Origin of the sequence: Thioalkalivibrio sp. ALM2T (assembly GCF_000381505.1) — a bacterium.
In the GTDB taxonomy this organism is placed as follows: Bacteria; Pseudomonadota; Gammaproteobacteria; order Ectothiorhodospirales; family Ectothiorhodospiraceae; genus Thioalkalivibrio; species Thioalkalivibrio versutus.
On record NZ_KB906565.1, the window covers coordinates 30,163 to 44,034 of the forward strand.

At 69.4% G+C, this 13,872-nt stretch carries 12 protein-coding genes; 2 read left to right on the forward strand and 10 right to left on the reverse strand.

Translation table 11 applies throughout. From position 1 onward, the window contains the following. Positions 1-752: 752 nt before the first annotated feature. Genes dnaQ through F816_RS0110285 form a run of 3 tightly spaced genes read right to left on the reverse strand, consistent with a single transcriptional unit; the run spans position 753 to position 2,693 of the window. Positions 753-1,466 carry a DNA polymerase III subunit epsilon gene (gene dnaQ / locus F816_RS0110275; RefSeq protein WP_019594658.1) on the reverse strand — a complete coding sequence of 238 codons (714 nt, stop codon included), beginning with the start codon at positions 1,464-1,466 and terminating at the stop codon, positions 753-755. A gap of 11 nt (positions 1,467-1,477) precedes the next feature. After that, positions 1,478-1,939, reverse strand: coding sequence for a ribonuclease HI (gene rnhA, locus F816_RS0110280; RefSeq protein WP_018145389.1), 462 nt, complete (start codon positions 1,937-1,939; stop codon positions 1,478-1,480). Further along, positions 1,932-2,693: a hypothetical protein gene (locus tag F816_RS0110285; RefSeq protein ID WP_026333226.1), complete on the reverse strand. Its 762-nt coding sequence runs from the start codon at positions 2,691-2,693 to the stop codon at positions 1,932-1,934. The genes rnhA and F816_RS0110285 overlap by 8 nt, the downstream gene beginning before the upstream one ends. Here F816_RS0110285 and F816_RS0110290 point away from each other — a divergent pair. Further along, complete coding sequence (locus F816_RS0110290) at positions 2,692-4,272, forward strand: LysM peptidoglycan-binding domain-containing protein (RefSeq protein ID WP_019594660.1); 1,581 nt, start codon at positions 2,692-2,694, stop codon at positions 4,270-4,272. The genes F816_RS0110285 and F816_RS0110290 overlap by 2 nt on opposite strands. An 82-nt stretch (positions 4,273-4,354) precedes the next feature. Here F816_RS0110290 and hflX read toward each other — a convergent pair whose 3' ends face one another. The 7 genes from hflX to F816_RS0110325 all read right to left on the reverse strand — a co-directional run bounded on the left by hflX (position 4,355) and on the right by F816_RS0110325 (position 12,531). Beyond that, positions 4,355-5,695: a ribosome rescue GTPase HflX gene (gene hflX / locus F816_RS0110295; protein WP_019594661.1), complete on the reverse strand. Its 1,341-nt coding sequence runs from the start codon at positions 5,693-5,695 to the stop codon at positions 4,355-4,357. 24 nt (positions 5,696-5,719) lie between these two features. After that, positions 5,720-5,974 carry an RNA chaperone Hfq gene (gene hfq, locus F816_RS0110300; RefSeq protein WP_018141991.1) on the reverse strand — a complete coding sequence of 85 codons (255 nt, stop codon included), beginning with the start codon at positions 5,972-5,974 and terminating at the stop codon, positions 5,720-5,722. A gap of 128 nt (positions 5,975-6,102) precedes the next feature. Then, positions 6,103-7,071: a tRNA (adenosine(37)-N6)-dimethylallyltransferase MiaA gene (gene miaA / locus F816_RS0110305; protein ID WP_019594662.1), complete on the reverse strand. Its 969-nt coding sequence runs from the start codon at positions 7,069-7,071 to the stop codon at positions 6,103-6,105. Further along, positions 7,071-8,948 (reverse strand): DNA mismatch repair endonuclease MutL, encoded by a 1,878-nt coding sequence (gene mutL / locus F816_RS0110310; protein WP_019594663.1) that lies wholly within the window; start codon positions 8,946-8,948, stop codon positions 7,071-7,073. The genes miaA and mutL overlap by 1 nt, the downstream gene beginning before the upstream one ends. A 120-nt stretch (positions 8,949-9,068) precedes the next feature. Continuing rightward, positions 9,069-10,373, reverse strand: coding sequence for an N-acetylmuramoyl-L-alanine amidase (locus F816_RS0110315; protein WP_051080099.1), 1,305 nt, complete (start codon positions 10,371-10,373; stop codon positions 9,069-9,071). Between the two features lie 191 nt (positions 10,374-10,564). Then, positions 10,565-11,050 carry a tRNA (adenosine(37)-N6)-threonylcarbamoyltransferase complex ATPase subunit type 1 TsaE gene (gene tsaE, locus F816_RS0110320; RefSeq protein ID WP_019594665.1) on the reverse strand — a complete coding sequence of 162 codons (486 nt, stop codon included), beginning with the start codon at positions 11,048-11,050 and terminating at the stop codon, positions 10,565-10,567. Continuing rightward, positions 11,047-12,531, reverse strand: a complete 1,485-nt coding sequence (locus F816_RS0110325; protein WP_019594666.1) for a bifunctional ADP-dependent NAD(P)H-hydrate dehydratase/NAD(P)H-hydrate epimerase — start codon at positions 12,529-12,531, stop codon at positions 11,047-11,049. The genes tsaE and F816_RS0110325 overlap by 4 nt, the downstream gene beginning before the upstream one ends. Before the next feature lie 18 nt (positions 12,532-12,549). On the opposite strand from F816_RS0110325, the gene queG reads away from it, so the two are divergent. Next, on the forward strand, positions 12,550-13,719 hold the full coding sequence (gene queG, locus F816_RS0110330; RefSeq protein ID WP_019594667.1) for a tRNA epoxyqueuosine(34) reductase QueG: 1,170 nt from the start codon (positions 12,550-12,552) through the stop codon (positions 13,717-13,719). Positions 13,720-13,872 lie beyond the last annotated feature (153 nt).

A 13,872-nucleotide genomic window follows, 5' to 3' on the forward strand; every position in this document is an offset into this window, starting at 1 on the left:
ACCTTGCTCCAGGGCCCTCGGGCCGGCGGCGCTGAACTCGCTGCGCCTGCGGCTACGCTCAGACATCCAGCGCCCCGTATCTATTGTTAACTGGCCGGCCCGAGAACCCTTCCGCAAGGGGCTCCATACGGGAGGGGAAGGTCAAGACAGACGCTATCCCGACATTCCTGCCAGCCCGTGCCCCGTAGGGTGCGGTTGAGCGTAGCGAAACGCACCGTCCCCACGCCGTGCGAGACCCTGATGCGATTCGCTACGCTCATCACATCCTACGCCCCCCGGCGCCCGCATTGCGGGCGCAGCACGCAACGGCCCAACGGCCGAGCGTGCCCAAGATGCCGGAAGACCTAGCCTTCATCCATGAGCAACATGGTCGGGACAGCCGTTGTCTTGACCTTCCCCCGTTGTCGTCGCGCCGAGTGGAGAGACTTTTCGCGGGACGATTCTAAATAGACAGGAGGCGATGGATGCCTGAGCGAAGCGCAGCGTAGCGAGTTCAGCGCCGCCCGCGAAAAGCCTCGGAGCGAGGGAAACCCCGGCCCGCGCAGCGGGCCGGGGTCGCGGCAGGCGGGCGTGTTTCTTGGGTGCTTCTTTGCACGAGCAAAGAAGCCAGTTGTTGATCAAAAACGGGCGCGGTGCGCTGGCGAGTCAGCGCTCGGCAGTATGTGGACCGGAGGCACCGTAAACACCGGATGTCGAACCGTGCCCAGCCAACCGTGGCAGGCGGCCGTACGAGGTCTGCGCGGATGGGGAGGTTAGGCGTTGGTGCGCCAGCGGCAGGGGGCGTCTGCCGCATCATCGAGTATCTGCAGCAGCGTCTCGTGGGCCGCCTGCTCCTCCGGCGTCGGCTCGATGACGGGCAATGGCTTTCCGGAACGCCGCGCCTGGACGGGGCCACCGGCCGCAGCGTCCCCCTCCCCTCCGGAATCCAGGGTCAGCGCCACCTGCCCGCCGGTCATCGCCAAATAGACATCCGCGAGCAGCTCAGCATCGAGCAGCGCCCCGTGCAGGGTGCGCCCGGAGCCGTCCACCTCGTAGCGCTTGCACAGGGCATCCAGGGAATTGCGCGCCCCCGGGTGCATACGCCGCGCCATCACCAGCGAATCCAGCACGGTGCTGACCTCGGCCACCTCGGACGCCGGCGCCACATCGCCCAACAAGCGCAACTCGTTGTTGATGAAACCGACATCGAAGGGCGCGTTGTGAATGATCAGCTCCGCCCCGCGGATGAAATCGACAAAGTCATCGACGACATCGGAAAATCGAGGCTTGTCGGCCAGAAACTCGTTGGTGATCCCATGCACCGCGATCGCGCCGGCGTCGATCTCGCGATCCGGTTGCAGAAACTCGTGCAGCTTGCGCCCGGTGGGGCGGCGGTTGTCCAGCTCCAGGCAGCCGATCTCGATGATGCGGTGGCCGTCGGAGGGGTCCAGGCCCGTGGTCTCGGTATCCAGCACGATCTGACGCATCGTGGTTTCCTTCAGTTCTCGATCGGTTCGCCGGCCAGCAGAGCGTCAATGCCTGCATTGGCCAGTTCGTCGGCGCGCTCGTTCTCCGGGTGACCGCTGTGACCCCGTACCCAGTACCACTCGATGTCGTGGCGCTGGGCCTGTGCGTCCAGCTCCTCCCAGAGGTCGCGGTTCTTCACCGGCGAGCCGCTGGCGGACTTCCAGTTGCGCCGCTTCCAGCCGGGCATCCACTCGGTGACGCCCTGCTTCACGTACTTGGAATCCGTGACCAGCTCCACCTTGCAGGGACGCTTCAGGGTCTCCAGCGCGCGGATCGCGGCGGTCATCTCCATGCGGTTGTTGGTGGTCTCGGCCTCGGCCCCGTAGAGCTCGCGCTCGCGCCCGTCGAAGCGCAGGATCGCACCCCAGCCGCCCGGCCCGGGGTTTCCACGGCAGGCCCCGTCGGTATAGATGTACACGCGTTCGTCAGCCATGCGTTCGGCGGGCTCCAGAATGAGAGGAGCGCGAGGATACCAGCCCCGGACGCATCGCGGGGTTGGGCATGGCGAAGCAGAAACGCGGCTCCGGACGCAGGGGCATGTTCACTCGCTTATGGGCCACGGTCAGGATCATGCTGGCCAGCGGCGGCAGGCCGCGCAGAGTCCAGGCATCCATGGTGGCCAGGCGTTTCTGCCAGGCGGCGGGCAGCCCCGGTGGGAGCAGGCTGAGGCTCCACTGATCCAGCACCTCGAGATCCGCCGCCTCCAGTAACTCGCGATATTGGCGCCGCCGCAGGCCTTCGGGCAGAGGCGAGGCGCGCACCCCGTTGCGCCCACCGCGCTGCAGGCGGTTGCCTTCCAGCAGAAACACCCGTCCCTCGGGCTCCAGCACCCGGGCTGCCTCGGCCACCACCGCCGCCGGTTTCTCGCTCTGGGCGCAGGGATGGGCGAGCACGATGCGCCCGGCACAGGCGGACTCCAGCGGCCAGGCCTCGGGGTCCATGCGCAGCGCCGGGCGCGCCGAGGCGATCCGGATCAGCGGGGCCTGCAGGGCATCGCTGTCCTCCAGGATCGGCACCGGCGCCAGCTCCACCGCCAGCCCCCCGGGGCCCGGATCGCCATAGCGCCGAATGCGTTCCAGAAAGCGCTCGCGCACCCTCCGCCCCTGCGGCTGGGCATACCAGTGCGCCAACCAAGTCAGGAATGGGTCTTGGTGATCCCCCATCTCTGGTTTATCCTCCAGCGCCATGACACCACGCCTCCGCACACGACTGACCACCGCCCTGATTTTCGGCCTGACGGCGATCTTCGCCTCTGCCTGTAGCCTACACGACTCCGAGCGCACGCTGGACACCTCGGCGGCGGATCGGCCGATCGTGGAACCGCGCACGACCGAGGACGTGCAGGCCGCGATGGAACGCCAGCAGCGCGACGCCGCGCAACGTGCCGCCGAGACCGACGACCTGTGGGAGCGCGCGCGCCTGGGCTTCGGCTTCAACGACGCACTGGACCACGAGCGCGTGGGTCGCTATATCAGGCATTACCGTGACCATCCACGAATCATCGAGTACAGCACCCGGCGCGCGGAGCCGTTCGCCTACTTCATCCTGTCCGAGATCGAGGCGCGCGACATGCCCGCCGAGCTCCTGCTGCTGCCGATCGTGGAGAGCGGCTTCGTCGCCCAGGCGACCTCGCGCAGCCGCGCGGCGGGGATCTGGCAGTTCATGCCGGCCACCGGCGACTATTTCGATCTGTCGCGCGATCACTGGTACGACGGCCGCCGCGACGTCTACAAATCCACCCTCGCCGCGCTGGACTACCTCCAGGCGCTGCATCGACGCTTCGACGACTGGTACCTGGCCCTGGCTGCTTACAACTACGGCCAGGGCAACATCCAGCGCGCCATCGACCGCAATGCCGCCCGCGGCGAGCCTACCGACTACTGGAGCCTGGACCTGCCATCCGAGCCGACCGCGTACATCCCGCGACTTCTGGCCCTGCGCCATTTGTTCCTGGACCCCGATGCCCACAACATCGCCATCGCGCCCATCGCCAACGAACCGGCGCTGGAGATGATCGAACCCGGCCGGCAGGCGGACTTCTCGCTAATCGCGGAGCTCGCCGACCTGGATACCGAGACCCTCAAACAGCTCAACCCCGGCTACCACCGCCATGCCACCCACCCCGGCGGCGCCCAGCACCTGTTCGTCCCGCGCGAGGCGCTGCCCACCCTCGAGGCGGCACTGGAGACCCGCAACGATGAACCGCTGCTCCGGTTCCGCGAATACACCGTGCGCTCGGGCGACAATCTCGGCCAGATTGCCCAGCGCGCCGGCACCCGCGTCGCCGTGCTGCGCGACATGAACAACCTCGACGACGACATGATCCGCGCCGGTCAGACCCTGCGCCTGCCGGCCTCCGCCCCGAGCGAAGAGGCTCCGCCGCAGGTGGCCGGCGACAACGGCCAGTTAGCGGAGGACTATCAAGTGCAGGCTGGCGACAGCCTGTGGCACATCAGCCAGCGCACCGGCATGTCCATCGGCGCGCTGCGCGCCGCCAACGACCTGGACCCGGACGCGATCCTCCGCCCGGGCGACACCCTGAAGGTGGTGCGCGCCGATCCCGACCGTGGGCCCGACGGCCAGCGCGTCGAGTACGAGGTCCGCCCCGGCGACTCGCTGTCGACCATCGCTCGCCGCCACCAGGTCAGCATCGGCGACCTGCGGCGCTGGAACGGGCTGAACGGCGACGGCATCCGAGCCGGAGAGACCCTAACCCTGTACCTGGCCCGCGCCGACGGAGAGGCGATCGCCCATAGCGACGCCTGAACCGCGACGACATCGACGCCACGAAAAAGGCCCCGGTTACCCGGGGCCTTTTTCGTGCGCAAGCGAGCCGCCGCGGCCGGCTTCAGTGGTCGGCGGCCGCCGCCCCCGGTGCTTCCGATTGCAGGCGGACGGTTTCGGGGTCCAGCCCGGCCGCGCGGAAGAGCTGCTCGAAACGCCGCTTCGGCACATGCAGGCGCAAATGGATCGACCCGTCCGGCGTGGTCTGCTCGGCCTCCACGGCCTTCTCCTCGTAGAGCTGGGCGCGCAGGCGCCCGGCCGAGGCCGGGAGCTCGACCCATCCCTGGGTCATGGACTCGGTGAAGGTCTCGGCCAGGCGCTGCTCCAGGCGCTCCACACCCTCACCGGTGTGCGCCGACAGCCAGAAGGCATCGTCCGCCATGCCGAAACGGTCGTCCGGGTCCTCCGCCGGGTTCTCCAGCTGGTCGATCTTGTTGTACACCCGCCAACAGGGGACGTCCTCGGCGCCAATCTCCTCGAGCACCTCCTCGACTTGCCGGATGCGCGCCTCGCGCTCCGGGTCGGCGGCGTCGATCACGTGCAGCAGCAGCGCCGCCTCGCGGGTCTCGGTCAGGGTCGCCTTGAACGCGGCGACCAGCTCATGCGGCAGATCGCGCACGAAGCCGACGGTGTCGGCCAGAATCAGCGACTGGTGCGGGGCCAGGTCCAGACGGCGCAGGGTCGGGTCCAGGGTCGCGAACAGCTGATCCGCCTGGTAGACGTCGGAATGCGTGAGGCGATTGAACAGGGTCGACTTGCCGGCGTTGGTGTAGCCTACTAGCGACACCGTGGGGATCTCGTTGCGCAGGCGCGCCTGACGGCCCTGTTCGCGGGTGCGTTCGACCTTCTCCAGACGCCGCTCGATGTGCTTGATACGCCCGGCCAGCAGGCGGCGGTCGGTCTCCAGCTGAGTTTCCCCCGGACCGCGCAGGCCGATCCCGCCCTTTTGCCGCTCGAGGTGGGTCCAGCCACGCACCAGGCGCGTGGACATATGGCGCAACTGGGCCAGCTCCACCTGCAGCTTGCCCTCGTGGGAGCGGGCGCGCTGGGCGAAGATATCGAGGATCAAGCCGGAACGATCCAGCACCCGGGCCTTCAGGTGGGCCTCGAGGTTGCGTTCCTGGCTGGGCGACAGGGCGTGGTTGAAGATCACCACGTCGGCCCCGGAGGCCTCGACCGCATCGCGGATCTCGTCGGCCTTGCCGGCGCCGACGAACAGCTTGGGGTGCGGCCGGTCGCGCGAGCCGCGCACCACCGCCATGATCTCGGCCCCGGCGGAGCGCACGAGTTCGTCGAATTCCTGGACCTGGGCCTCGATATCGGGGTTGTCCCCGACATTCAGCGCGACCAGGACCGCACCATTGCCGACGCGCTCGTCGCCGGCACTCTCCGGACGCTCAAACAAGCTGGATGAGACCTCCACTCATGTTCAGGACTCGGCCTCGGCGGAGGCCGCCGCCTCGCCCTCGAGATTCATGTTCACCTGGCGGGCCGGCACGATCGTGGAGATGGCGTGCTTGTACACCATCTGCGAGACCGTACTGCGCAGCAGCACCACGAACTGGTCGAAGGATTCGATCTGCCCCTGCAGCTTGATCCCGTTCACCAGGTAGATGGAGACCGGGATCCGGTCCCGACGCAGCGCATTCAGGAAGGGTTCCTGCAACATTTGCCCTTTGGCCATCGGTGCGTTCCTTGATCGTTATTATTGGTTCGCGACCCGCGCCGGCGGCTCGAGGTCGGCCCGCCGCACGGTCAGGTTGAAGCGTAGCATACCGGCTTCGCGGCGCCGTTCCAGGCGTACACCGGGCGTTATTCGGACATCGCCGCTGCCGGGGCCGCCATCCGTGCAGCCTGGATAGCCCGCAGAGCCTGCGACAAATCCGCGTCCTCGGCGTTCAACCGGGCATGCAGGGGGAAGCGCCGCAGCCCGGTGAGCTGGCGTTTTGCGAGCTGGCGGGTCGCGGCGATGGCCCGCTCGCGAAAGGTCGCAAAGTCACATTCGCCCGCCAGCCACTGCCAGCCCTGGCGATACCCCACCGCCCGCTGCGACGGGTGCTCCGCGGTCAGGCCGCGGCGACGGGTCAGGGTCATCAGTTCGTCGACGAAGCCGGCCTCCAGCATCGCATCGAAGCGGTCGGCGATGCGCGCACGCAGGCGCTCGCGATCCGCCGGCCACAGGGCCAGCGACACCCAGCCCGCCGGGACCGTCGCGGCCGCGCCACTCTGGAAGCCCGACAATGGCTGGCCACTGGCCGCGTACACCTCCAGGGCGCGCAGGATGCGTTGCGGGTCGTTCGGGTGGATGCGCGCGGCGGCCTCCGGGTCCACAGTGGCCAGCTCGGCATGGAGGGCCACGGCGCCCTCGTGTTCCAGACGGGCACGCACGGACTCGCGGACCGCATCCGGGACCGGCGGGATCGGATCGAAGCCGTCCAGCAGGGCGCGCAGGTAGAGCAGCGTGCCGCCCGCCAGCAGGGCGACCCGGCCGCGGGCATGAATGGCATCGATCGCGGCGCGGGCATCGCGGGCAAAGTCGGAGGCGTTGTAGGTGTCCTCCGGGTCGCGGATATCCAGCAGGTGATGCGGGGCGCGGGCACGCTCGGCGGCGTCCGGCTTGGCGGTGCCGATATCCATGCCGCGATAGACCAGCGCGGAATCCACGCTGACGATCTCCGCGTCCAGGGCCGCGGCCAGCGCCAGCGACAGCGCGGTCTTGCCGCTCGCGGTGGGACCGGCCAGCAGGATGACCGGCGGCCGGTCCCGATCCAGTCCGGCCATCAGCGTCCTCGCAGGAACAGCCGGTCCAGCGCCGAGTGGTCCAGCTCCACCCAGGTCGGGCGCCCGTGGTTGCACTGGCCGGAACGTTCGGTGGCCTCCATGTCGCGCAGCAACTGGTTCATCTCGGGCAGGGTCAGGCGCCGCCCCGAACGCACGGAACCGTGGCAGGCGATCGTTCCCAGTACCGCGTTCATCGCCCCCTCTGCCCGATGGCTGTAGCCATCGGCCGCGAGGTCCGCCAGGACATCGCGCACGAGCTGCGCGGTGTCCTGGCCGCGCAGCAGCGCGGGCGCCGCGCGCAGGGTCAGGGTCTCGGGGCCGGCACGGTCGAGCTCGAAGCCGAGTTCCCCAAGCAGGCCCGCGCGTTCCTCGGCCAGTTCGGCCTCGGCCGGGGTGACGTCCAGGGTCTCCGGCACCAGCAGGGGCTGCGAGGTCACCCGTGCCCCCTCCCATTCACGCTTGAGACGTTCATAGGTGATGCGCTCGTGGGCCGCGTGCATGTCCACCACGATCAGGCCGCGGGGGCTCTCGGCCAGGATGAAGGTCTCGGCTACCTGCCCCAGGGCAAACCCCAGGGGCGGCATGCCGTCCGGGTCCGCTGCGGGCGCACCGGACGTGGCGGATGGCATCGGGGTGTCATACGCAGCGGGCCGCGCCTCGGCCACCGCAGACGTCCCGCGGAACTCGGCCCAGGCCGCACCAAAGCCTGGATCGCGCCCGACCGGCTCAAGTCGCGGTTCGCGAGGGGGCGCGTACCCACCGCCCGCACCCGGCACACCCAGCCCGGACAGCGGGCGATCCGCCTGCGCCGGCATGGGCATGGGGCGACCGGAGGGGGCCGGCACACCCATGTCGGGCACCGCCGCGGCATGCCCGGAATCCCCCGGACGCAACGCGGCAAGCGCCTTGTGCAGGCTGTGGAAGATGAAGTCGTGAACCATGCGCGACTCGCGAAAGCGCACCTCCTGCTTGGTCGGATGCGCGTTCACATCCACCTGGGTCGGATCCAGCTCCAGGTCCAGCACGAACATCGGATGCCGCCCGTGATAGAGCACGTCCTGATAGGCCTTGCGCACCGCTGCGGCCAGCACGCGGTCGCGGATCGCGCGGCCGTTGACGAAGAAGAACTGCTGATCGGGCTGGGCGCGCGACTGGGTCGGCGAACCCAGCCAGCCGGACAGCGCCAGACCGGCGCGCTGTTCGTCCACCGGGGTCGCATGCTCCAGGAAGGCATCGCCCAACAGCGCCCGCACCCGCTCGCCGGGGTCGTCGGCCGCCGGCAGGTCCAGGGTGACGCGGTCATTGTGGCGCAGGCTGAAGGCGACCTCGGGACAGGCGGCCGCCTGAGTGCGGATCACGTTCTCGCAGTGGTTGTATTCGGTGCGCTCGGTACGCACGAACTTGCGCCGCGCCGGGACGTTGAAGAACAGGTCGCGGACCTCGACGGTCGTGCCCACCGGATGCGACGCCGGAGCGGCCTCGCGGAAGATATCGGAGCCATCCCCGGTCAGCCGCCAGCCGTTGCGCTCGTCCGCCACCATGGAGGTCAGCGACAGCCGCGAGACGGAGGCGATCGAGGGCAGGGCCTCGCCACGGAAGCCCAGGGTATGCAGGGCCTCGAGATCGTCCATGCAGGCGATCTTGCTGGTGGCGTGGCGCGACAGGGCCAGCGGCATCTCGTCGCGATAGATCCCGCTGCCGTTGTCGCTGATCTGGATCAGTCGAATGCCACCCTGCTCCAGGCGCACATCCACCCGCGTCGCCCCGGCATCCAGGGCGTTCTCCAGCAGTTCCTTGACCACCGAGGCCGGACGCTCGATCACCTCGCCGGCGGCGATCTGATTGATCAGTTGTTCGGAGAGCTTTGCGATCGCCACGCGCGACACCTGGGAGAGACGAGAACCGGGTGCCTAGCCTAACCGGGGCAGCGCCGGAGTGCCTAGCCGGCGGCCGAACAACGCCTGCAAGACGTGACGGGCTGCCCGGAGGTGCCGGGCTCAGGAGTCGCGGGGGATACGCAGGACCTGTCCGGCGTAAATGCGGTCGTCGCGGACATCGTTGGCCGAACGCAGGTCCGCCAGCGACAGGCGATAGCGATCGGCAATCCCGGAGAGGGTCTCGCCCGGGCGGATAATGTGCTGGTCGGGCTGGCCGTCGGCGATCAGCGTGCCCGGACGGGCATGGGTGGAGAAGTACGACCGCAGCCCGGTCAGCAGGGCATCCGCCAGCGAGTTCTGGAAGCTGGTGCTGCGCAGCTTGCGCTCCTCGGAGGGATTGGAGATGAAGGCCGCCTCGACCAGGACCGACGGCACGTCCGGCGAGCGCAGGACCGCAAAGTTCGCACGCTCCACCTCCGGCTTGCGCACCTTGCCCACCCGGTGGAGCTCCGCGATCATCCGCTCGGCCAGGGTGTTGCTGGCCTCCAGGCTCCCGCTCTGGGCCAGATCCAGCAGCACGTTGGTCAGGGAATCGTCCTTGCCGTTGATCGGCACCCCGCCCAGGCTCAGATCCGCCTGGTTCTCGCGCTGGGCCAGGAACCGCGCCGCCTCGCTGGAGGCCCCGCGCTCGGACAGCATGTACACCGAAGAACCCTGGACATTGCGGTTGGCGATCGCATCGGCGTGGATGGACACGAAGATATCGGCGTCCGCCTTGCGCGCCCGCTCGATGCGCTCGCGCAGGGGCAGGAAATAGTCTCCACTGCGGGTCATCACGGCCTTCATGCCGTGCTCGCTGTTCACACGTTCGGCCAGACGCTTCGAGATCTGCAGGACCACGTCCTTCTCGCGGGTGCCGGCGGGGCCGATGGCACCCGGATCATGCCCACCATGACCGGCATCGATGGCGACCACGACATCGCGCAGGTCCTCCTGCGAACGCCCACGGCGGGAGCCGTTGTTCTCCGCCGAGCGCGGCGCGGCGGGTGCCTCGCCGCTGGTCAGATCCAGGACCAGGCGGTGCGGCGCACCCTGTGCCGGCATCAGCACGAAACTGCTCGGCTCCACCGGCTTGCGCAGGTCGAACACCACACGCAGATCGGAGCCATTGCGTGCGGCATGGCGCACGGCCTTGATCGCCGAGCGCGGATTATCGCTGATGGTCAGGTCTTCCACGGCCCGCGCGTTCTCCAGATCCACCACCAGGCGGTCAGGAGACTGCAGGTGAAACATGGAGTATTCCGCCTCGCCGTCCATGTCGAAGACCAGACGGGTGGTTCCGCCATCCACGGACATGCGCACGCGCCGGACGTCCGTGCGAGCCAGGGCCGGCAAAGGCATCCCGACCAGCCCGAGGGCAGTCATGGCGCGCAGCAGCTGGCGGCGGCGCAGATCCGGCGATGTTGATTGGCCCACGGCGTTTCCCTTTGTAATCAGGGGTTCTGACTACATTGTGGACGCTTTTTCTGGAAAAGCAATAGCAATTTTCTTTCTTTATGAGCGAGATATCGCGCATTGTGCGCGTGGCGGGCCAACTGCGAGCCAGCCCCGGCGTGTCACCCTGTCACGATCTCCTGGTCCCGAAGCACCCGGTGGTAGGCCGCCGCCAGCGGCCCCTCCAGCCACAGCTCCCGGCCTTCGGCTGTGCCCTCGCGATGCGCCAGGCGCACCACCAGATCCGGCGCCGGCAGCCAGCCCGCACCGCGCTCCGGCCACTCCACCAGCCACAGGACATCGCCCCCGAAGGCCTCGCGCACCCCCAGGTACTCGAATTCTTCGGGATCACCCAGGCGGTAAAGGTCGAAGTGCAGGACCTCGCGCCCCGCCAGCGCATACGGCTCCACCAGGGTGTAGGTCGGACTGCGGACCGCGCCTTCATGCCCGAGCCGGCGCAGCAGACCCCGAACCCAGGTGGTCTTGCCGACACCCAAATCACCCTCCAGGAACACGATATGCGGGGCGTCGAGCGCCGCCAGCGCGGCCCCGGCCGCCTCGGTCGACTCCAGGTGCGGGAGGATCAAAGGGGCCGCTGCCACCATCATGCCCCACCCCCAGCCGCGGCCGGCAGGGCTTCGGCCAGATCCCCGGCCAGCATCCCGCGTGCCCCGCCCAGGCGATCACGCGCGATGCAGGCTGCGGCGCAGTGCCAGGCGGCCCCGATCTCCGCGGCACTGCGCGCATCCGCGCCCTGCCCGCGCAGCGCGGCGATGATGCCGGTCAGCACGTCGCCGCTGCCGGCGGTGGCCATGCCGGGGTGGCCGCCGGTGACACAGGCCAGCGGCTCCGCACCCGAACTGGCGACCAGCGTGCCCGCCCCCTTCAGCAACACCACTCCACCCAGGCGCTCGGCCAGCGCCCGCACCTGCCCGGGGCGATCGGCCTCGACGGTGGCCACATCCTGGCCCTGCAGACGGGCGGCCTCGCCTGGGTGCGGGGTCAGCACCCACTCCTCGCCCCGGCGCGGGGCCTCGGCCAGCAGGTTCAGGGCATCGGCATCCACCACCCGGGGCAGGTCGGCATCCGCCACCGCCAGCCACAGGCCGCGACCCCAGGCGTCCTGTCCCAGTCCCGGTCCCACCGCGACGACATCGACGCGACGCATCAGGGCCTGCAACTCGCTGGCGTCCGCCACGCCACGCACCATCAACTCGGGTCGTTCCAGATTCGCCCAGGCCGCGTGTTCGGGGTGCGTGGCCAGGGTCACGCGCCCGGCCCCGGCGCGCAGGGCGGCCGTCGCCGCCAGCCGCGCGGCCCCCGAGTAACCGGGCGCGCCGCCCACGATCAGCACATGCCCGCAGTCGCCCTTGTGCATCCCGGGAAGCCGCTCAGGCAGACGCCGACGCCAGTCCGCTGGCCCAACACGACGGGCGACCGGCGCGATGCCATGGGCCACCGAGGCAGGGAGATCGAGCGGGGCCACCTCCACCTGGCCAACCCAGTCGACTGCGGCCCCGGTATGCAGGCCCAGCTTGTCGGCGATCATGGTCAGGGTGTGATTGGCCCGGACCGCCACCCCCAGGACCCGGCCGCGATCGATATCCACGCCCGAGGGCACATCGGCCGCCAGCACCGGCCGCCCACTCGCGTTCAGCGACTCGATCACCGCGCCGTAGGCATCGGTCAGCGGCCGCTCCAGGCCGATCCCGAACAGGCAATCCACCCACAGGTCCGCGGCTGCCGGGTCGAAACTTTCCAGGGCATGGACCTCGCCGCCGCCCGCCTGCCAGCGCCGATGGGCCTGGCGACCATCGGACTCGGGGCGCGCCCGCGAAGGGCCGCCATGGACCCGGACCTCCAGCCCGGCCTCGGCGGCCCGCCGCGCGAGCACGTAGCCGTCTCCGCCGTTGTTGCCGGGCCCGCAAAGGATCCCGATGCGGCGGGCCTGCGGCCAGTCGCGGCGCACCACCGTCAACAGGGCCTGCCCGGCACGCTCCATCAGCTCGCCCGGAGCCATCCCCGGCAGGGCCAGGCCGGCGGCATCCAGGGCCCGCATGCCCGCGTTATCGAACAGTGCGCTGGTCAATGCTTGTGGGTCGGGTTCATGATTCACGCCATCACCTCCGTCGCGGAAGCCGAAATCGTGCCTCAGCGCCTCGATCCACGCCAATCTGCCGAGCTTGCCGAACGCATCCGCGACTGGGGTCGCGAGCTCGGCTTCCAGGCCGTGCGCATCGCCCCCGCCGAGGTGCCCGAGGCGGATCGCCGGCATTTGGACGACTGGCTGGCCCAGGGCTCGCACGGCGACATGGACTGGATGGCCGACCGCGCGCCCCTGCGCCACACCCCGGATGCCCTGGTGCCCGGCGTGCAGCGCATCATCAGCGTGCGCATGGACTACTTCCCGCCAGCCACCCGGCGCCCGGCGATCCAGCTGGCCGAACGCGATCACGCCTATGTCTCGCGCTATGCCCTGGGCCGCGACTACCACAAGCTGCTGCGCAAGCGCCTGACCACCCTCGCGCGCCGGATCGAGGCGGAGGTCGGGCCGTTCGGTTATCGCGCCTTCACCGATAGCGCGCCCATCCTGGAAAAGGCCCTGGCCGCCCGCGCCGGGCTGGGCTGGATCGGCAAGAACACCAATCTGCTGGCGCGCGAGAGCGGCTCCTGGTTCTTCCTCGGGGAGTTGTTTACCGACCTGCCACTGCCACTGGATGAACCCGTGGACGAGCACTGCGGCCAGTGCACCGCCTGTCTCGATGTCTGCCCGACCCGGGCCTTCCGCGGGCCGTACGACCTGGACGCCCGACGCTGCATCTCGTATCTGACCATCGAACTGAAGGGTGCGATCCCCGAGGACCTGCGCCCGCTGATCGGCAACCGCATCTACGGCTGCGACGACTGCCAGCTGGTCTGCCCCTGGAACCGCTTTGCCGAGGTCACGGCGGAACCCGACTTCATCGCCCGCCACGGTCTGGATAGCGCCAGCCTGGTCGAGCTGTTCGCCTGGGACGAGACAACCTTCCTTGCCCGCACCGAGGGCATGGCCATTCGCCGCATCGGGCATGTCCAGTGGCTGCGCAACCTCGCTGTGGCCCTCGGCAACGGTCCGGCCACACCCGAGGCGGACGCGGCCCTGGCCGCCCGCGCCGAGCACCCTTCCGAGCTGGTGCGCGACCACGTCGCCTGGGCGCGCGAACAACTGCGCAATCCCCCGCGCGCCGCTCCCCCGCCCCCGGAGACCCTGTCCCGGCTCACCCAAGCGCCCGGGTAAGCCGGGCAAGCAGAAACCGCCCCGGAAGAGGCAAATCCGCACCTCCCAAGGTTGCCTGTGCCAGCGCGACCGGCGACACTCAAGCCGACTCACGTTTCACTCACGCCCCGATGTGGGGGCCCCGGCCCGCCACGAAAGGTTCAGCCCGCCGCC